Below are 19,227 nucleotides of genomic sequence, written 5' to 3' on the forward strand. Positions count from 1 at the left end.
GACAACCACATCCCCGACCTGCGCCAAGGCTCTCAAGGAGAGATGCCGCGAAAGGCATCTGCCCGCGCCACGAGAACAGCGAGCCGCAGTGCCGCAGGCGGCCGCTACCAGGTGACCGGGAGGGCGGCCACTCCGTAGATGGTGGCCCGCGGGCGCAACGGCACCTCCTCGGCGGGTACGGCCAGCCGCAGCCCGGGAAAGCGGCGCAGCAGCGCCGGGTAGGCCAGCCGCATCTCCAGCCGGGCCAGCTGCTGGCCCAGGCACTGGTGAATGCCGTGGCTGAAGCCCAGCTGCTGCCCGGCCTCACGGGTGACGTCGAAGCGGTCGGGGTCAGGGAAACGGGTCGCGTCCCGGTTGACGGCCGGGAGGGAGATCGTCACGGTTTCACCGGACTTGATCGTCTGCCCGGCGAGCGGCACGTCGGCCCTGGCGACCCGGATCGGGCCGATGTGCGTGATGCTGAGGTAGCGCATCAGCTCCTCGACCGCGGTCTCCGCGACGCCGGGATCCGTGCGTACCAGCTCCGCCTGCTCGAGGCGGCACAGTAGCAGGAACGTGCCCAGACTCAGCATGTTCGCGGTCGTCTCGTGCCCGGCGGTCAACAGCAGCGTGCCCACCCCGGTGAGCTCATCGTGGTTGAGTTCGCCACCGGCGACCAGCTCGCTGAGCAGGTCCTGGCCAGGTTCGGCCCGCTTGCGCCCGACCAGCTCGGAGAGGTAGCTCATCAGCTCGGCGCCGGCTGCACTCCGCTGTTCGATGGAGTTGTCGAAGTTCACTGCCTGCGCGGTGGTGTCCTGGAAGCGCGCACGCTCGCCGTACGGCACGCCGAGCAGCTCGCAGATCACCAGCGACGGGATCGGCAGTGCGAACGCGCGGACCAGGTCCGAGGGAGCTCCTGCGCGGGCCATCGCGTCGAGCTGACCGTCGATGATCTCCTGGATCCTGGGCTCCAGCCCTCGCATCTTCCGCATGCTGAAGTGCCTCGTCAGCAGCCTGCGGTAGCGGGAGTGCTCGGGGTCGTCCATCGCGATGAAGAAGCCTGGCGGGATCACCAGATCCGCCAGCCCCTCGGGCGGCGCCAGCTCCTTGATCGGCGGCGCGGCGCCCTGTGAAGTGTTGCTGAAGCGCGCGTCGTCGAGCACCGCGCGTGCCTCGGCGTAGCCGGTGACAAGCCAGCCGAGCCGCCCGTCAGCGTAGGTCATCGGGTGCAGCGGTCCGTGGATCTCTTTCAGTACGGCAGGCGGCTCGAACGGGTCGGCCAGCGGCGCGCTTTGTAGGTAGTCCGTCGCGTGCGTTGTATTCAAAGATCGCGCGTTGACGATGCGGTCTTCGGTGCGGACTCGCCGGAGTGGGCAGGAGCTGCGCCAGGACTTGACGGCCGATGGTGCCGGCCAGGTCGATGTCATGCCGGTGATGACGCCGGCGGCCACGATGGAATGGACGCGGACGTCACACCCTCACCGGGGCCGATAATCCGCTTGTCCGACAGGCATGCGGTTCGCCATGCTCCAGGAGCATGAATATCCCGTACCGGCAGATCCGTGCCACCTTCACCGACGAAGCCATCACCGTCTATCAGGCCTTCGAGCCCGCCATCGCCGCCCCGGCCGTAGCCGCGCGACGTTTCGTCCCGCCCTTCAAGCGCGAACGGATGACCTGGATCAAACCGTCCTTCCTGTGGATGATGTACCGCTGCGGGTGGGCCAGGAAGCCCGGCCAGACCAGGGTCTTAGCCGTCGACATCACGCGAGAGGGGTTCGAATGGGCGCTGAGGCACTCCTGTCTCAGCCATCCCGACGCCGGCACCGGCCCAGCGGTGTGGAAGAAGCGCTTGCGCGAAAGCCCGGTCCGAATCCAGTGGGACCCTGAACGTGACCCGCACCACAATGCCCTTCCGTACCGATCCATCCAGGTGGGATTGTCAGGCGCCGCCGTCCCTCGCTACGTCGATCAATGGGTCCTGGGGATCACTGACCTGACCGATCAGGTCTATGACATCCGGCAGGCACTACGGGACGGGAAGGACGTCACTGAGATGCTTCCCGTGGAATACCCCTATCCCCTGCCCATGGAGCTTGCCCAGGCCATCGGTGCGAGCATCGCGCCTGAGCTCAGCTGAGCACGCAAAGCAGCTGGGTCTACGCGTGAGTTCTGCAACGGCGAACGACCAGTGGAGGAATTCCTCGCCGCTGACTCCTTGCCGGCGACGAAGCGCAGATCCAGGTGGCGACCTGGAGGTGCGGTGAGCGTCGCCGGTGGCCGCTGGGGCTGCGGTCGGCGATGACGAGCCCCTGCTTGCTCTTCGCAGTACCTCAGCGCTCGGACGCTGACTCCGCCTGACCGCCGCCCAGGGCTCCGTCGAGCAGCGGCGTCGGCCCTTGCTGTACGGCTCCCGCGACCGAACGGGACCTTGGCGCCTTCGACAAGAGCTGCGGCCACACCGTGCACGCACCCGTCTGCTCGCCGCTGTCAGACGAATCGGGTACCTTACATTCGATCTTCCTCGAAGATCACATAGGGAACGGAGCTAGACAGTAGTGCGTAAGTTCAAGCAGAGAGCATTGCTCGAAGAAGGCCCCATACGCGGGGACCAGCAGCTATACGCTCGCCAGTATCGGGAAACAGCGTTCTGACGGCGGAATCGGCCCTTACATAAATGATGGCGGCAACTATGCCTACTACGCCGGTCCGGTAAGGGTGAAGGCTCCGGGCGTATGCATCGAGTGGGGAGGCGCCACAATGATCAACGGCGTCAACACAGGCTGGTACTCCGGCCCCTCGCGCTGCGGCTGATCACCGGCAAGCAGGTATAAGGAGTCCACGGGTCGACCAGTCGTCATCCGTTCCCGATGACCTGCCGGGCTGCGCGCAGCTCGGCGTCGCGGGCATGCCGGAATCGGTCGAAGTCTCCGCGGTGGGCGGCGATGACGTCGAGCTGAACGGCCCTGTCAGCGGTGGACCAGGCGGCGACCAGACCGGTCGACCGCTTGCAGCCGACATCGGCCTCGGCTACGGCGAGCTCTCGGGGCATGGCCTGGGCGGATCTCGCCCAGGCCGGATCGTTGGCGGCGTCGAGGGGCGTGCGGTAGGCGAACCCGTTGGCTTTCATGCACCTGCTCCATGCGCCGAACACCGCGACAACGGCGGGAACCCGCTGGGACGCCTCGAAGGTGTCGCCGATGAAGCCGTTCAGCCGCTGCTGGTCGATCTTGGGGATGCCCTCCGCCAGCCGCGTGCGAGCGGTGTGCCGGCAGCCGCCCTGACCGTCGTGCCCGTACGCCGCGCGCCGCTCGGCCGGGGGCAGCGCCTCCCGCCGACGCCACACCTGCTCGCGCGCCCGCTGGTCAGGGGCCAGGGGCGGCAGGTGGTAGCCGTAGCGCTTGGCCACCTCGGGCTCGATCACCCCGTATCGCCTGCGGTGCAACGGGTCGGTGTCGGTGCGGGCCGGCTGCGGCAACATCTCCCAGCCGAAGCCGGGGCCGCGCATGCACGCGCGGGTGAGCAGGTCTTCGGCGTACTCGATCGTGTGGATGTCGAGGCGGGAAAGGGTGAAGTCGTCGAGAGGGACGCGAAGGCCGCGAGCCTCCATGCTCGCTTCAAGGGCCTTTTCAGCCGGTACGGCCCCCTCCGGCAGGTGCGCGCATCCGGCGAGGAGCACAAGACCGGCAATGAGCACGAGACGTACGCCGTGGGGCGGATGGGTGCTGAGGGCGGGACGGCAGCGAGCAGCGCGGGAGGGATGCGCCGAAGGGGAAGGGCCGGCGGGCCGGGGAATCGGCACGGCTTCCCTCCTCGTACGCGTCTCGCGGGATGCCGCCCCGCTGTCGTCTAGATCACGAAACGGACTGAGCTGGCCACGTTGTCGAAATTGGCGGGGTTGTTGCTGTTGTGGGTCAGGTCGCTGTCGGAGGAATGGGCGAGCGCGGAGTAGGCGGCACCGGTGTAGTTCGCATCGGAGTACATCACCGCGCGCTGGTCGCCCTGGTTCCTGAACGAGCTGATGTTGTCGTTGATGCTCGCCCCGCTGCCGGACCAGTAGTTGTTGATGAAGTTGGAGTCGTCGGCCGCGAGGTGCGCCGAGCGGCCCTTGTAGTCGTCGTGCTCGTACACGGAGAGCGAGCGGGGCGCCCGCGCTTCCGCGTCCGCCGGGGATCCCGCCACGAGCAGCCCGGAGATCCCGAGCACCGCGACGCCGACAGCCGTACCGAACCTGTGCTTCATCCGCACTCCCTGCGGGTAGGGCGCCCGCTGGTGGCCGGAGGCGCCGCAATGGTTGTCTCTGCAACGGAGAGCGCATCGGCGAAAGTGCCCGCTCTCGTCACTCTACGCATCATAAATATAACGCAAAGTAGTAGCGGCGTGCTCCTGTCGGGCCCGGCGCGCAGCGGACACCCCCGCGCCGAGGAAGGCCCGGCCCGGGGGTGCTGGTGGATGATCAGGGAAAGCTGGGAGCCGGGGCCATGGCGTTGAGCGCCGTCACGATCGTCTCCTCCTCGTACCTGAAGTGGGACTCGAGCTGGTTCGCCAGCCGCTCCAGGTCGGCGCGCAGCTGCACCGGATCGGTTTCACCGGGTGCGAAGCCGTCGACGAGTCGCTGGATGTCGTCCTGCAGCCGCGCCACCACTTTGTGCTCCTCGCCGAGCTGCGCCAGCGCCGGAGCGAGTGCGGGGAACTGCTTGGCCAGCATCGGGAACACGGCCATGTCCTCGCCGCCGTGATGCTTCTTCAGCGCCCCGCAGAAGCTCAGGCAGTGGGTGCGCATCTGCTGGGCGAGATCCGGCGGCGTCCGCTCGATCGTGTCCACGCGGCCCTCGATCATCTGGTCCGCCTGGGCGCGGAGCGTCTCGAGCTCCTTGCGCAGCCAGTCGTGCACCTCGACGACCCAGTCGCCCATGCCCTTGACCCGCTCCTCGCCGGGCTTGGGGCCGATCCGGTGCAGGACGACGACCGGGATCTCCCGGGTCGTCTTGGCCTGGTGGTCGGCGTACCCCGGCGCCTCGGCGATCACGCGGTCGAAGAGCTTGTCACGCTCCTGGGCCGGAGGGATGGCGGCGATCGCCTGATAGGTGTCGCTACCCGTCTCGACCGTCACGATCGGGTTCTTGCGGATGTTGTGGTACCAGGCGGGGTGCTTGTCGGCGCCATTCGAGGACGCGACGACGATGCCTTTTCCGTCGAATTCGAGATACCCCAGGATGCTCTCCCGGTGCAGGCCGCTCTTGGCTCCGACGGTCGTCAGCACGGCCAATGTCCAGCCCTCGAACCTGCCGCTCATCTTCCCGTTGTTCGCCCGAAACTCGGCGATGACCTGACGCTGGAACTCATTGACGTCGAAGCCCGCCCAGGTCTCGGCCTGTTCCTTGCTCATGCACTGCCTTTCCGTGTCGATTGATCGCGAAGGAGGGCCGCGCCACCGGAAATCGACACAGAAATACCCCGCATGCCTACGCTGTGAAGGTGGGCGCAGCAATCCCAGGACAGGGATTGACAAGCTGCGAGAGACGGAACGTGCCGATCTCTGTAATGGCTGAGTAGCCGCTACCTCCATGCGTAGGCCCATACGGGGCTCGGTGAGACCGTAACACCGTCCCCGTTGATCGAGCAACGTCAGTCGGCCCTGCCCAGCGGTCGCTCGACCTGTGGGCGGACATGACGCCCGGGCAGGAACGGCTTCAGTCCGAACTCCGGGGCATCGACGGAACGCCCGAGTGGGGCACCGGCCATCTCGCCGCGCTCCCGGGTGCAGCGACGGCTGGATCTGGCACTCAAGCGTCGCTGAGTCAGGGAAAGGCCAGGTGCCGTCATCGTCGCGCTGCTCAGGAGGACGGTTTTCCGGCGGCGTGGTTCGGCCAGTTGCCGCTGCGCGCCAGGACGTCCGCGGCCACCTCCTGCACCGACCAGCCGTCGGTGTCGATGCGCAGGTGACCTGTCCCGGCGCGGTCGAGCGCCTCGGCCTCCTGCGCCGCTCGTCCGGCGATCAGGGCCAGGGCGTCCGAGCCCAGCCCTCTCAGCTCATCACCCGGGATGGCCGGCCCGCCTCCCCTGCCACGCTGTGCGACACGCTCGGCCAGCGTCGCCGGCCCCGCATGCAGGCGGCACACGGTCAATGCCGTTCCGGGCAGCAACTCCGCGTAGCCGCGGACCGTGTCGTCGGAGTCCGCCTCTCCGGAGACGACCAGGCAATAGGCACCCGCCGCCCGGTATCCGGCCCAGATGGCCGCGAGGTTGCGCGCCTTGAGACGATGGCCGTCCACGTCGTCGTCCGCGACGGGACGTAGCGCCCCGATCTGTTTCACATCGACATAGGCGGCTCGCACCCCGGTCCGGCAGACCTGCGTGAAGATCTCATAGCCGACCGTCGACTTCCCGACCGCCGTAGCACCGCAGAGCCACAGGACGGGTACGGGCACGGACGCGGTGTCCTCCTGTGGCGTCGGAGGTTGGCTGCGCGGGTCAACGAAACTGGGGAGCGTCGCGGCGGGATGGACGCCCGGCCATCCCCCGGCCCGCTCGCGGACCAGCCGGGCCGTCTCGGACGACGCCAGGCCGTCTGTGTCCACGCACACGTCGGCGTAGTCGCCGCGTTCCAGGGCCTGCGCCTCGGCGACCGCATCCTCCACCAGATCCGGACGCCACCCCCGGCCGAGGAACCGTTCTTTGAGCTCAGCGCTGTCCACGCGCAGCCGGCACAACGTGAACGCGGCCTCGGGAAGAAGGGTTGTGTACTCACGAACTTCTTCGGGAGTGTGGACGAAGCCCGCGAGGACCAGACACTGCATTCCTTCCTGCCGGAAGTGCGGCCACATCGCAGCCAGGCTCCGCGCGCGGATGCGATGCGTCATGCCCTCTGACATGGGGTACAGCAGGCTGATCTGGTCAGCGTCGACAAAAGCCGTCTTGACCCCTGCACGGCTCAACTGCGCATGAATCTCCCAGCCAACCGAGGACTTCCCGACACCCGTAGGTCCCGACAGCCATAGCAAGGGCAGAGGAACGTTGCTCATCCGCGTGACGCTAGGGGATGTCCGGTGGAGCGAGCGAGTGAATTTCGCCGCTTCGCGCAGCGGTTCACCGCTCACGGACCGTGATCGGGCGGACGCGATGCCCGGCGGGTGAGCGGAGGACATGGTGGCGCCGGGAGTGGCATGCGCCAACCACCGGGCGAGTGATTATGATCACGATCATGGTGGAGATGATCTACGTCTCCGTTGTGGTAGCTGCCCACCCCCCGAAGGGATGCTTCATGTCCACCAAGCTCACCCGCGCCGCCGCGATCTCGTTCGCGGCGGTCGCCCTGGCGGCGACAGGTTCCGTGCTGGCGGCGCCCGCCGGCGCCACGACCGCCCCCCTCACGTCGGTCACCTCGATCGCCTCCACCTGGGTCAAGTACGGCGACTACTCCACCCAGGCGAAGTGTGTGGCCAAGGGCAAGGCGCCGAAGAGCAGCGGCACCTATCTGTCGTACTACTGCGAGTACACGGGCTTCTTCACGCTGATGGTGCTGACCAGGTAACCGCCTGACGGTCCTGTACGAGATCCAGCCGGCGGCACACGGCGGCCGGCCGGGTCCGTGGCGATGTACGTTTCATCCGGCCGGTGGCGGGCCCGGCCGGAGGGCGTCGTAACGCCCCTGGTCAGCGAGCTGCAACCGCTTGGTGTCGCCGCTCAGGACGGAAGTCTTGATCGCGGGCCTGGTTGTGACGGCAGGCGAGCGGATACCGTCCGGGCGGGCGTGTCGTGAGCCTGGACGCGCTCCGGTCCCGGGGATCCGTGTCCTCCGGACTCCGACGAAGCCACGTCTCTGGAGCCGACATGCCAGCAAAACGCTGGGCAGCCCCTGCGTTGCTCGCCTTGTCCCTGCCCCTGTTCGCCCCCCTGACCGTACTCACCCCACCGGCCGCCGCCGCGACCTCCTCGTCCGTCGCGGCCGCGCAGGGGCCGAACGCCTCGACGGTGCCGCTGGAAGAGATCAACGCGAGCGCGACCCAGGTCGCCTTCGGGTTGCGCCGCCCCACCGCCATCGCCGCACCCGACGACGGGACGAACCGGCTGCTCATCATCGAAAAGCGCGGCACCGTGCGGGTCTACCACCCGGACACCGGTCTCGCGGCGGCCCCGATCATCGACATCACCTCGGTGGTGGACGAATCCGACAACGAGCGGGGACTGCTCGGCATCGCCCTCGCACCCGACTTCGCCCAGAGCCAGAACCTGTACCTGGCCTACACCGCGCTGCCGGACGGCGCGGTGACCCTGGCCCGCTACGGGCTGTCCGACGCGCGACTCGAACCGCTGCTGTCCCAGGAACACGCCCAGTTCACCAACCACAACGGCGGTCAGCTCACCTTCGGCACCGACGGCAACCTGTACATGAGCATCGGCGACGGCGGCGGCTCCGGAGACCCCTTCGACAGCGGGCAGCGCCTGAACACCCTGCTGGGCAAGATCCTGCGCGTCGACGTGAGCCGGAAATGCGGGACTCTGGCCTACTGCGTGCCCAAGGACAACCCGTTCGTCGGTGTCGCGGGCGCCCGCGAGGAGATCTGGATGTACGGCGGGCGCAACCCCTGGCGCTTCTCCATCGACCACGCGGACGGTTCGATGTGGATCGCCGACGTCGGCCAGGGCCGGTGGGAGGAGATCAACCACATCAAGCCCGGACGGCAGGCCGGCGCGAACCTCGGCTGGTCCTGCTACGAGGGGCTGGAGGTGTTCGACGAGACCCAGTGCCGCTCCGACGCCGCGTACACCAAGCCGATCTTCACCTACTCCCCGTACACCGGTGGCTGCGCGGTCATCGGCGGACAGGTGTATCACGGCACGGAGTTCGCCGACCTGGTCGGCGGCACCTACATCGCCACCGACTACTGCTCCTCCACCGCGTGGGCGGTGCGTGCGGACGGCGCGGGCGGCTACCGCACGGCCGAGATCGGCGAGATGCCCACCCAGGTCACCGCGTTCGGCGCCACCCCGAAGGGCGAGTTGTACGTCGTCAACGACCTTCCCGGCGGCCTCCACCGCGTCTCGTTCGCCCGCGCCAAGCCGACCTGCCACATCGGGCACAAGCGACAGATCTGGGGCGGCGGCATGACCGTTGACCTCACCATCACCAACACCGGGAGCACGCCGATCAACGGCTGGACCCTGAAGTTCTCCGTCGCCCGGGGCCAGAGCATCATCTCGGACTGGAACACCGACCTCGTCCAGGGCGGTGACATCGTCACCGCGGTCAACGCCGCCCACAACGGCTCCATCGCCCCTGGCCGCAGCGTCACCATGGGCTACCTCGCCAGCCACACGGGCGACTCGTCCCTGCCGACCCGGTTCTCACTCAACAGGGACACCTGCGCCGTCAGCCCCTGACCAAGGCGGCACGGGTCGTTCTGAACGACCGCACACGAAAGCGGGTGCGGGACCGAAAACCGGTCCCGCACCCGCCTTTTGCGGTGCCCGCCGGCCGGGGCCGAAGGGACCGTTCGCAGGTAGCTCCTTGACGCTTCCGGGGCCTGGCAGGGCATCAAGAGGGGATTCCATTACGTGGGAATGACCCGGTGAAGGGGTGTGTTGTACAGAGTGACGCCGGAACGTATGTCGAGTCCGGCGCAACGGCCAGGGCAGTCCTTGACGGATCGCAGGTCTGGCCGGGCCCCACAAGAGGATCCTGTTACCCGGGAATTGCTCAAGTAGGGGCTGTGTTGTACACACGAACGGGGCCAAGACCGTGGTCATGAGCCGGTCTTCATCTGGTCTCCGTCGTGATCGTCCGAATTTCGGACGCAACACCGATCACCTGGATCGCAGGCAAATCGCCTGTACCGCTGAATCCGCCTGCGCGCGGAACCGGGGACCCATGTCTCACTCGGGGTGAATCGGCACGTCAAAAGTGCCGTAGGGCAGCTTCCACGCCCGAACCCGACAGCTAACCCGGCAAGCGGCATGGAAGCAAGGAGTACCGCCAGATGGCTACGAACCTTCTCACCCCTGCCCGCAAGAACCTCACCAAGATCGCCCTCGGCACCGTCCTCGCCGCCTCCGCGCTCGGCGCGCACGTGGCAGTGAACGCCGACACGACCGCCACGCACGGCACCGCTGCCGCGCAGACCGCCCAGAAGCAGGGCGCGGGCGCCACCGAGGCGAAGGTCAACGTCACCGCCCCGCAGGTCCTGGCCCTGGCCAAGTCCCAGGTCGGCACGTCCGAGAACGCCAGCGGTGGCGGCACCAAGTTCCAGAAGTGGTACTCGGACTCCGCCCGCGCCGCCGAGACCGTCCAGCGTGACGGCGGCAACAAGCAGGACTACCTGAACGCCGCCTGGTGCTCGATGTTCGTGTCCTGGGTCGGCGAGCAGAGCGGCGCCCGCTCGCAGGTCGGCTGGGACGCCTACACCGTCGCCCACGCCAAGTGGTTCGCCGCCAACGACCGCTGGGGCACCGAGGCCAAGCCCGGCGCCGTGGTCTTCTTCTCCTGGAGCGGCAGCAAGGACCTGAGCTCGATCAACCACGTCGGCTTCGTCGTCAAGGACAACCATGACGGCACGATCTCGACGATCGAGGGCAACACCGGCCACGGCAAGGTCGAGGAGCGGGTCCGTCCCACCTCGCAGGTCGTCGGCTACGGTTACCCGCACTACGCCGCCTGATCGCGGCCAGCTGGCCCCGGCAAACAGTATGGGCGGGGAACAATACCCGCCCGGTGCTGGTTGTGTACTACGTGGCCGGTGTGCTCAGTGTCCCCGGGCCTCACCTATTGCCTTCGCGGACTACCGTTCGGCTGGAGCCGCGTTGAGCCTTTCGCCGAGAGGCGACACGCACACCGGACACAACCTCATAGCTCGCTCGAAGACCCTGGTCACTGGAAACAGTGACCAGGGTCTTCTTGTTGTGCGCGGTGCCCTTAGGGTGATCGCGTGACAAGACATATCGCGTTCGACCGGCTGCACAACTTCCGGGATCTGGGCGGCTATCCGGGGGTTGACGGCCGCACGGTGCGGTGGGGCCGGCTGTTCCGGTCCGACTCGCTGGCCAAGCTGGCGGACGGAGACTGGGACCGGTTCCGGGCTCTGGGCGTGCGTACGGTGATCGACCTGCGTTATCCCTGGGAGATCGAGGCCAGAGGGCGGGTGCCCCAGCACGACGGGCTCGTCTATCACAACCTCAGCATCGAGCACCGCCCCTACGACCAGGCGGAGATCGATCCGGCCGTGGCCCCGTGGCGATTCCTGGCCGACCGGTACGCCGAGGTCGCGCTCGACGGGGTCGGAGAGCTGCGGCAGGCCCTGGAGGTGATCGCCGCGGCGGAGGAGCCGCTGGTGTTCCACTGCGCCTCGGGCAAGGATCGCACCGGGCTGGTGGCCGCCCTCGTGCTGTCCCTGCTGGGGGTCGCCGAGGACGACGTCGTCCGTGACTTCGCCCTGACCGAGCTGGCCACCGACCGGCTGCTCGCCGACTGGCGGGCCGCGCATCCGGGTCGCGAGCCGGGGTGGCCCGGATACGGGCGCGCGCCCGCCGAGATCATGCGGCTCTTCCTGGCGGACCTGACGGCCGCGCACGGATCCGTGCAGGGGTACGTCACGGAACGGCTCGGGCTGGACGAGGAGCTGACCCTGGAGCTGCGCCGGAGACTGCTCACCGGGTGAACGGGCCGCCGGGCCGGCTCATGGGTGAGCTGAACGAGCGGCGGTAGGCGGCCGGGGTGGTGCGCAGCAGGGTGTGGAAACGCCTGCGCAGGTTGGTGGCGGAGGACAGGCCGACCCGGACCGCGATGGTCTCGACCGGCAGGTCGGTCTCCTCCAGCAGGGCTCGGGCGGCCGTGACGCGCTGGACGAGCAGCCACTGCCCAGGGCCCATGCCGAGCTGTACGGAGAATCGGCGGGCGAGCGTGCGCGCGGACACCTGCGCCCGCGCGGCGAGGTCGTCCACGGTCAGGGGCTCGTGCAGGCGCTCCCCGGCCCAGTCGAGGATCGGGGCGAGGGAACCGGGCGGATGGCCGGGCGCGGGCGGCGCGGCGTACTGGAGCTGGCCGCCCTCGCGGTGCGGGGGCATGACCATGTGCCTGGCGAGCTGGGCGGCGTGGGCGGCGCCGTGGTCGGCGCGGACCAGGTGCAGGCAGAGATCGATGCCGGCGGCGGTGCCGGCGCTGGTGGCGACGTCGCCCAGGTCGACGTACAGGGTGTCGGGTTCGACCTCGACCGCGGGGAAGCGGGCGGCCAGCTCGGCGGCCATCCGCCAGTGGGTGGTCGCCCGGCGGCCGTCGAGGAGGCCGGCCTCGGCCAGCAGGAACGCGCCCGTACAGATGGCGACGACGCGAGCCCCGCGCCGGTGGGCCTGCCGCAGCGCGTCGAGCACGGCGGGCGGAGCCGTCCCGTCGCGGCCCTGCCAGCCGGGGACCACCACCGTGTCGGCGTGCCGGACCGCCGCCAGGCCCGCCCGCACCGCCATGTCGTAGCCCGCCAGCGTCGCCACGGGTCCCGGGCGCTCGGCGCAGACCGTGAAGTCGTAGCGGACCGGCAGCCCTGGGCGGTGGATGCCGAAGACCTCGGCCGCGCACGCCAGCTCGAAGGTGGACTGCGGCGGGAGGACCAGGGCCGCGACGCGGTGAAGAGCCATGGCAGGAAAATACCTCAACGCGTCAATCCTGACACTGGGGGCGACGTTCCCCTCCGGCCAGGATGGGGGCATGACGCAAGAACATGACGGCATGCAGGTTCTGAACGTGGACGAAGTGGAGCCGGTCGAGGTGGTGCCCGGCATCATCCGGCGGCGACTGCCGGCCACCGAGTGGGCCAGGGGCTGGATGTACGACTTCGCGCCCGGCGCCGAGTGGCCCGAGGTGGACGTGCACGACGGCGAGGAGCGCTACTACGTGGTGTCCGGGGAGTTCATCGACCGGGGGCACCGGCTCGGACCGGGCAGTTACGTGGTGTTCGAGCCGGGCAGCACGCACCGCCCGCGCACGGAGACCGGCGCGCGCATGCTCGGCATCAGCATTGCGCCCCGGCCGTGACAGAGCACGGCGACCCTGGCGGTGTCACTGCCAGGTGGGCAGCATGCCCTCCGGGTAGCGGGCGCCGAAGCCGCCCGTCGGCAGGACCGGCAGGAGGACCTGCGCGCTCGTTCGCACGAGCGATGAGTTCTGGGCCCGGCCGGAGTCCTACCTGTGCCACCGCGACCGCGCGGACCGGCGACTGGCGGAAGGGCTCCCGGTCATGACCACCACTCACACCCTCGACGTGCCAGGAGCGCGCCTGCGCTACGAGGTGCGCGGCACGGGCCCGCTGCTGCTCATGACGGGCGCGCCCAGGGCCGCGGCGGACTTCGCGCCCCTGGCCGAGGCGCTGGCGGACGCGCCGACTCGGGGAACCTGGTCACCTACCGGACGTCCATCGCGCTGGCCGGCCTGCTCGAAACGGCGCCGGTGGAGTTCCCGGGCGACCACGGCGGCTTCATCGGCCAGACCAAGGAGTTCGCGGACGTCCTGCGCGGGGTGCTGCGAAGCGGCGGATGAGCACGGCGCGCGGAGCGGGGCCTGGCAAGGCGGGTGCTGCGGGCTGGGCGGGACGAGCTCGTTCGGCGTAGGAAGGAAAGCGCGGGCGGGCGTGTTCTGACGGACATGAGCGAAATCAAGCGCGCACTGGTGCTGGGTGGCGGCGGGGTCGCCGGGATCGCGTGGGCGACGGGCGTGCTGGCCGCGCTCGCCGACCACGGTGTGGACGTCACGACGGCCGGCCGGATCGTCGGCACGTCGGCGGGCTCCACGGTGGCCGCCCAGATCACCAGCGGCGTGCCGCTTTCCGACCTGCTCAAGCGGCAGAACGACCCCGCGCTGCAGACGCCCGAGCTGCCCGCCGGGGTGCGGGTGGATGAGCTCCTGGCCGGGTTCCAGGCGATCTACGAGAGCACGCCCGATCCGGAGGAGCAACGGCGCGCGGTCGGGGCACTGGCGCTGGCCGCCGACACGGTCAGCGAGGCCACCCGGCGCGCGGTGATCGAGGGGCGGCTGCCCGTCCACGAGTGGCCCGAGCGCGACGTGGTCGTCGTGGCGGTGGACGCGGTCACCGGGGAGCCCCGGCTGTTCGGGCCGGGGTCCGGTGTGGGGCTGGTGGACGCGGTGGCGGCCAGTTGCGCGGTGCCCGGCGTGTGGCCGTGCGTGCGCATCGGCGAGGCCCGTTACATGGACGGCGGGATCCGGTCGAGCACGAACGCCGATCTCGCGGCCGGATTCGACCGGGTGCTGGTGCTGGCGCCGATGGCCGACCTGGGCGAGCCGGCCTGGGCGAAGCTGGACGGCGTGGTCGAGGTGATCGAGCCCGACGCGGCCTCGCTGGCCGCGTTCGGCGCCGATCCGCTCGCCCCCGAAGTGCGCACACCCAGCGCCGAGGCCGGCTACGCCCAGGGCGTCACGATCGCGGCCCGGGTGGCCGCGATGTGGACGTGACACGAGCGCAGGGTTCCGGGCGCTATCTCCGTACGGCCAGGAGGGCGCGGTAGGCCGGCTTGGGCGTCAGGCTCTCGTCGAACAGGCACGCGGAGCCCTCGCCGTCGAACCAGCCGGGCACCCACGAGTGCCGGTCGGTGTAGCCCCAGACGGTGAGCTCCTTGCAGGCCGGCACGCTGAGGCAGTCCTTGAGTGCCCGGCCGTAGTATTCCGCCTGGGTGGCCAGCTTCTCGGGGGTCACGGGCAACACCATGCGCACGTCCAGCTCCGTGACCGCGATCTCCAGGCCGAGGCCGGCGAAGCGGCTCATGACGTTCGCCCAGTCGCCGGGGTAGTCGTACTGGATCCCGAGGTGGCCCTGGAAGCCGGCGCCATGGATCGGCACCCCCTGCGCCTTGAGCTCCTTGACCAGCGCCAGGGTGGTCTCGATCTTGGGGGTGCTCCATTCGAGGTTGTAGTCGTTGATGAACAACTTCGCGTGCGGGTCCGCGCGGTGCGCCCAGCGGAAGGCGTCGGCGATGTAGCCGGGGCCGAGGCGGGTGAGCCAGACGGTCTGCCGCATCGTGCCGTCGTCCTCCACGACCTCGTTGACCACGTCCCAGGCTCTGACCTTGCCCTTGTAGCGGCGTACCTCCGTGGTGATGTGGTCGCGCAGGATCGTCCTGAGCTCGGCGTCGCTGATCGTGCCGTCGGCGAGCCCGGCCGTCAGCCAGGCGGGGAGCTGGTTGTGCCAGACGAGGGTGTGGCCGCGCACCGCCTGGCGGTTGCGGCGGGCGTTCTCGACCACGGCGTCGGCGCCGGCCCAGGTGAAGACGCCGCGTTCGGGCTCGACGGACTCCCACTTCATCGCGTTCTCGGCGGTGACGTGGCTGAACTCGCGGTTGAGCGTCTTGCGGTAGTCGGCCTCGTCACGCAGGGCGGTGACGTCGACGGCTGTGCCGATCTTGATGCCCTGCTGCTGCGCGAGTTCACGCAGGTCGCGGGGGGTACGGGGATGGGCCTGCGCTGGCAGCGGGGCGGCGAGGACGAGTGCCAGGGCGATGATCAACGGCTTCACCGAGGTTCCTCCGAAACTTTCGGAAGCTGAGCGATATATTTCGCTGGTCGCCGGGAACGTAAGCTCTGGCGCTCACTTCGTCAACAGCCCCGCACCCCGTAGCGGCACAGTGAGCCCCAAGTCGCTTCCAAGCGATCGTTCCTAGCCTTCTCGGCATGGCTGAGCTGAGCGCGGCAGAACCCCGGCCACTCCGCCCGCCCCGGTCGCCGAGGCCGGTCTACCGGGAGGACGCGGTGCGGAGCCGGGCGGCCGGGAGGGTGAGCGTGCGGATGCCGCTGGTGATCAGCGGTCCCTCGTTCCTCCTGTTGTGGATCGCGGTGACGGCCGTGCTCGGGGCCGGGGTCGCCGTGACCGCGCTGGCGCTGGCGGCGGCCCGATGATGCGCCGCCTGCCCGTTCTGCTGCAGAACACCGACACGGAGTGCGGCGCGGCCTGTCTGGCCATGGTCCTGTGCCACCACGGGCAGCGCACCACCCCGCACGAGGTGTCGGAGCGTCTCCAGATCGGCAGGGACGGGCTGAGCGCGAAGGCGATCGTGGACGGCGCCCGCGAGCACGGGCTGAAGGCCCGCGCCTTCTCCCTCGCGCCCGGGGACCTGGCCCGCGTGCCGCTGCCCGCCGTCGCGCACTGGGAGTTCAACCACTTCGTGGTGGTCGAGCGCTGGTCCCCCGACCGGGTGGACATCGTGGACCCGGCCCAGGGGCGGCGCAGGCTCACGGCCGGGGAGTTCGGCGCCGGGTTCACCGGTGTGCTGCTGGTGTTCGAGCCCGGCGCGGGCTTCCAGCGCGGCTCGTCCTCGATGGCGGGCGCGTGGCGGCGGGAGTTCGTCCGCACGCTGTTCCGGCGGCGCAGGGGTCTGTTCGCGCAGATCATCGCCGCGTCGTTGCTGCTGCAACTGCTGGGGCTGGCCCTGCCGCTCTTCACCGAGTTGCTGATCGACACGATCGTGCCGGCCCAGGACACGCAGGTGTTGTCGCTGCTCGGCGGGTCGGTGCTGCTGGCCGGCGCGGCGCAGTTCGTGATCGGCTACCTGCGGGCGGCGCTGCTGGTCGCGGTACGCGCCCGAGCCGACCAGGAGCTGACCGAGGGCGTGGTCGGCCATCTGGTGGCGCTGCCGTACCGGTACTTCACCCGGCGCGGCAAGGGCGACCTGGTGACCCGCGCGGCCGGCGTCTCGACGCTGGGCGACATCCTCACCGGCCAGGTCGTCGCGGCGCTGCTGGACGGGCCGCTCGCCATCGGTTACCTGGTGCTCGTCCACCTGTGGGATCCCGTCTTCGGGCTGGCGCTGACCGGCGTCGCCGTACTCCAGAGCCTCCTGCTGCTGGCCACCACGAACCGCGTCGCCACCCTCACCCGCCAGGAGCTCTCCGCGCTCTCGGCCTCGCAGAGCAGCCTCATCCAGACGATCACCGGCATCGAGACGCTGAAGGCGTCCGGCGCCGAACGGCGGGCGCTGGAGCAGTGGTCGGGCCACTTCACCCGGCAGCTCAACGCCGACGTGCGCAGCGGGCTCACCAGAGCGCTGCTGGAGGCGGCGCTGTCCGCGATCCGGGTGGCAGCACCGCTCGGGCTGCTGTGGCTGGGCGCGTGGCGGGTGCTGGACGGCCAGCTCACGCTGGGCGCGCTGATCGCGCTGAACGCCGTCGCGATCGGCGCGCTCACCCCGCTGAGCTCGCTGATGACCGGCCTGCAGAGCCTGCAGCAGGCCGGCGCGCACTTCGACCGGTTGTCGGACATCCTGGCCTCGGAGCCGGAGCCGAGCGACGGCATCGAGGTGCTGCGCCTGCGCGGCGCCGTGGAGCTGCGCGACGTGAGCTTCCGCCACAACCCGCGCGGCCCGTGGACGGTCCGGAACGTCTCGGTCGCCATCCGCCCTGGGCAGAAGGTCGCCCTGGTGGGCGCGTCGGGCTCCGGCAAGAGCACGCTGGCCCGGCTGCTGCTCGCGCTGCACACCCCGGTCGAGGGCGAGATCCGGTACGACGGCGTCCCGGCCGGCGAGCTGAACCTGCGGACCCTGCGCCGCCAGTTCGGTGTGGTCACCCAGGACCCTTCGCTGTTCAGCGGCTCGATCAGGGAGAACATCGCGCTGAACGATCCCGGCGCGGCCCTCGACCGGGTGACCGCCGCGGCCAGGCTGGCCGCCCTGCACGACGAGATCATGGCCATGCCGATGGGGTACGAGACGATGCTGACCGACGGCGGCGGCCTGTCGGGCGGGCAGCGCCAGCGCCTCGCCCTGGCCCGCGCCGTCCTGTCGCGGCCCAAGGTGCTCCTGCTCGACGAGGCCACCAGCAACCTCGACAGCGCCACCGAGGCGGTCATCGAGGCCAACCTGAGCGGGCTCGCGCAGACCAGGATCGTCATCGCCCACCGGCTGAGCACGGTCAGGGACGCCGACCTCATCCTGGTGATCGACTCGGGCCGGATCGTGCAGGGCGGCGCCCATGGCGAGCTGATGGCCATGGGCGGCCAGTACGCCCAGCTCATCGCCGCCCAGACCGTGCCGGCGGCGTCCTGAGCACGATCAGCCCAGCCGCACGGTGATCGTCTTCGAGGCGCCCTCGGCGATCGGGCCGAACCTGAACGTCCCGGCCGCCCCCGTCCCGCCCGCCGCCATTGTCCCGCCGCGCGCCCACGTCACGGTCAGCTCGTCGAGGTCGCCGCGGGGATCGGCCACGGTCAGCGTGGCCGTGCCGTCGCCACGCTCGCGGATCAGGACCGCGCACGGGCCGGAGGCGGTCAGGCCGCCGGCCGTCCCGCCGACCCAGAAGGCGGCCGCGGTGATCCCGAGCGAGGGCACGCGGACGACCTGCTGCGCGGCGGTGTTGGCGAGCACGTGCGCCCAGCCGGGATCGGCGGCCCGCGCCCTGGTCAGCGCCTGGCTCGCGCCGGGCAGCAGCAGGTAGACGTAGCCGGCCGCGCGCGGGTCGACGCCGTGGTCGAGCCAGAGCGTGACGTAGTCGCGGGTCACGCCCCCGCCCGCGCGGCTCTCCCGCAGGGTACGCAGACCGGCGGGGACGACGTAGCCGCCGTGGCCGTCGAGATGGGCCCAGCCCGGCCCGGCGGTGAGCGGGGCGGCGGTTCTGCGGTTGTCCACGATGGTCTCGACCGCCGTGCCGTCACGGGCGGTGATGCCGGCGCCCAGGCAGAGCACCGCGTCGTCGAGGAACAACCACGACTTGAACGCCTCCATCGTGCTTTCGAGCCCGTTCAGGTGCTGGCCGACCATCGCGTACGTGCCGTCCGTCGCCCCGCCCACCCACCGGCCCGGCGGGCACGTGCCGCCCCACGCCGCGCCCGCGCCGTCGGGCAGCCGCAGCGCGGACACGGTGGTGCCGGGCAGGCGGTAGGGGTCGACGGTCGGCCAGAAGGAGTCGGAGTAGTGGTCGCCGTGGCCGGCGGCCCACCAGTAGAGCATTCCTGAGCCGGTGTGCCAGCCGCGCAGGTTCTCGCCGTTGCCGTGTTCGTAGTGCCCGATCCGGTGCGAGGCCATGCTGAGCGCCGCGCACCAGCCGGGCCCGCGGTGCACGGCCCTGGCGCTCATGGGGAGCAGCCGGTGCCCGGCCGGCTCCGGCGCGGCCGGGACGGCGGGGTCGTCCATGATCGCGGCCAGCCGGGCGTGGAAGGCGGGCTCGGGGTGCGCCCACATCGGCCGGTGGGTGTTCCGCTCCGCCCACCCCTTGACCATGGCCTGCCAGCGCGCCCGCTCGGCGGCGGTTCGTCGCAGGGGCCCCGC

Annotated in this window: 17 protein-coding genes and 1 riboswitch; of the genes, 9 read left to right on the forward strand and 8 right to left on the reverse strand. The window is 70.1% G+C overall.

All coding sequences use genetic code 11. The features are described 5' to 3' along the window. Positions 1–104: 104 nt before the first annotated feature. Complete coding sequence (locus ACWD0F_RS23725) at positions 105–1,304, reverse strand: cytochrome P450 (RefSeq protein WP_449878809.1); 1,200 nt, start codon at positions 1,302–1,304, stop codon at positions 105–107. 212 nt (positions 1,305–1,516) lie between these two features. Between ACWD0F_RS23725 and ACWD0F_RS23730 the strand changes: the two genes are divergently transcribed. Continuing rightward, on the forward strand, positions 1,517–2,119 hold the full coding sequence (locus tag ACWD0F_RS23730) for a DUF4291 domain-containing protein (protein ID WP_449878811.1): 603 nt from the start codon (positions 1,517–1,519) through the stop codon (positions 2,117–2,119). Between the two features lie 717 nt (positions 2,120–2,836). Here ACWD0F_RS23730 and ACWD0F_RS23735 read toward each other — a convergent pair. From ACWD0F_RS23735 to ACWD0F_RS23750, 4 genes are all read right to left on the reverse strand, one after another. Then, positions 2,837–3,589 carry a hypothetical protein gene (locus ACWD0F_RS23735; RefSeq protein ID WP_449878812.1) on the reverse strand — a complete coding sequence of 251 codons (753 nt, stop codon included), beginning with the start codon at positions 3,587–3,589 and terminating at the stop codon, positions 2,837–2,839. Between the two features lie 239 nt (positions 3,590–3,828). Beyond that, positions 3,829–4,221, reverse strand: a complete 393-nt coding sequence (locus ACWD0F_RS23740; protein WP_449878814.1) for a peptidase inhibitor family I36 protein — start codon at positions 4,219–4,221, stop codon at positions 3,829–3,831. A 214-nt stretch (positions 4,222–4,435) separates the two neighbouring features. Further along, positions 4,436–5,368, reverse strand: a complete 933-nt coding sequence (locus ACWD0F_RS23745; RefSeq protein WP_449878815.1) for a nitroreductase/quinone reductase family protein — start codon at positions 5,366–5,368, stop codon at positions 4,436–4,438. Between the two features lie 448 nt (positions 5,369–5,816). Next, positions 5,817–7,004, reverse strand: a complete 1,188-nt coding sequence (locus ACWD0F_RS23750) for a hypothetical protein (RefSeq protein WP_449878817.1) — start codon at positions 7,002–7,004, stop codon at positions 5,817–5,819. Positions 7,005–7,243: 239 nt separating this feature from the next. On the opposite strand from ACWD0F_RS23750, the gene ACWD0F_RS23755 reads away from it, so the two are divergent. The 4 genes from ACWD0F_RS23755 to ACWD0F_RS23770 all read left to right on the forward strand — a co-directional run bounded on the left by ACWD0F_RS23755 (position 7,244) and on the right by ACWD0F_RS23770 (position 11,633). Continuing rightward, positions 7,244–7,513, forward strand: a complete 270-nt coding sequence (locus ACWD0F_RS23755; RefSeq protein ID WP_449878819.1) for a hypothetical protein — start codon at positions 7,244–7,246, stop codon at positions 7,511–7,513. Between the two features lie 338 nt (positions 7,514–7,851). Continuing rightward, the gene (locus tag ACWD0F_RS23760; protein WP_449878821.1) at positions 7,852–9,363 is read left to right on the forward strand and encodes a PQQ-dependent sugar dehydrogenase; all 1,512 of its coding nucleotides are present in this window, start codon (positions 7,852–7,854) and stop codon (positions 9,361–9,363) included. 443 nt (positions 9,364–9,806) lie between these two features. After that, positions 9,807–9,949, forward strand: a riboswitch (cyclic di-AMP (ydaO/yuaA leader). Between the two features lie 10 nt (positions 9,950–9,959). Beyond that, entirely contained in the window at positions 9,960–10,637 is a 678-nt protein-coding gene (locus tag ACWD0F_RS23765; RefSeq protein ID WP_449878823.1) for a CHAP domain-containing protein, read from the forward strand. Between the two features lie 267 nt (positions 10,638–10,904). Beyond that, the gene (locus tag ACWD0F_RS23770; RefSeq protein ID WP_449878825.1) at positions 10,905–11,633 is read left to right on the forward strand and encodes a tyrosine-protein phosphatase; all 729 of its coding nucleotides are present in this window, start codon (positions 10,905–10,907) and stop codon (positions 11,631–11,633) included. Here ACWD0F_RS23770 and ACWD0F_RS23775 read toward each other — a convergent pair. Next, a complete protein-coding gene (locus ACWD0F_RS23775; protein ID WP_449878827.1) occupies positions 11,623–12,603 on the reverse strand; it encodes a helix-turn-helix domain-containing protein in 981 nt (326 codons plus the stop codon). The two genes, ACWD0F_RS23770 and ACWD0F_RS23775, sit on opposite strands and share 11 nt — an antisense overlap. Positions 12,604–12,673: 70 nt before the next feature. On the opposite strand from ACWD0F_RS23775, the gene ACWD0F_RS23780 reads away from it, so the two are divergent. Both ACWD0F_RS23780 and ACWD0F_RS23785 read left to right on the forward strand, forming a co-directional pair. Continuing rightward, positions 12,674–13,000 carry a cupin domain-containing protein gene (locus tag ACWD0F_RS23780; protein ID WP_449878829.1) on the forward strand — a complete coding sequence of 109 codons (327 nt, stop codon included), beginning with the start codon at positions 12,674–12,676 and terminating at the stop codon, positions 12,998–13,000. Positions 13,001–13,606: 606 nt separating this feature from the next. Continuing rightward, positions 13,607–14,431, forward strand: coding sequence for a patatin-like phospholipase family protein (locus tag ACWD0F_RS23785; protein WP_449878831.1), 825 nt, complete (start codon positions 13,607–13,609; stop codon positions 14,429–14,431). Between the two features lie 22 nt (positions 14,432–14,453). On the opposite strand, the gene ACWD0F_RS23790 is transcribed toward ACWD0F_RS23785, so the two are convergent. Next, the gene (locus ACWD0F_RS23790; protein ID WP_449878833.1) at positions 14,454–15,488 is read right to left on the reverse strand and encodes an endo-1,4-beta-xylanase; all 1,035 of its coding nucleotides are present in this window, start codon (positions 15,486–15,488) and stop codon (positions 14,454–14,456) included. A 155-nt stretch (positions 15,489–15,643) separates the two neighbouring features. Here ACWD0F_RS23790 and ACWD0F_RS23795 point away from each other — a divergent pair, with 155 nt between their 5' ends. Both ACWD0F_RS23795 and ACWD0F_RS23800 read left to right on the forward strand, forming a co-directional pair. Next, positions 15,644–15,868 (forward strand): hypothetical protein, encoded by a 225-nt coding sequence (locus ACWD0F_RS23795; RefSeq protein WP_449878835.1) that lies wholly within the window; start codon positions 15,644–15,646, stop codon positions 15,866–15,868. Beyond that, positions 15,865–18,009: a peptidase domain-containing ABC transporter gene (locus tag ACWD0F_RS23800; protein WP_449878837.1), complete on the forward strand. Its 2,145-nt coding sequence runs from the start codon at positions 15,865–15,867 to the stop codon at positions 18,007–18,009. The genes ACWD0F_RS23795 and ACWD0F_RS23800 overlap by 4 nt, the downstream gene beginning before the upstream one ends. A gap of 6 nt (positions 18,010–18,015) precedes the next feature. Here ACWD0F_RS23800 and ACWD0F_RS23805 read toward each other — a convergent pair whose 3' ends face one another. After that, positions 18,016–19,179 (reverse strand): polysaccharide lyase family 8 super-sandwich domain-containing protein, encoded by a 1,164-nt coding sequence (locus ACWD0F_RS23805; protein ID WP_449878839.1) that lies wholly within the window; start codon positions 19,177–19,179, stop codon positions 18,016–18,018. Positions 19,180–19,227 lie beyond the last annotated feature (48 nt).

It is taken from the genome of Nonomuraea sp. NPDC002799 (assembly GCF_053592075.1).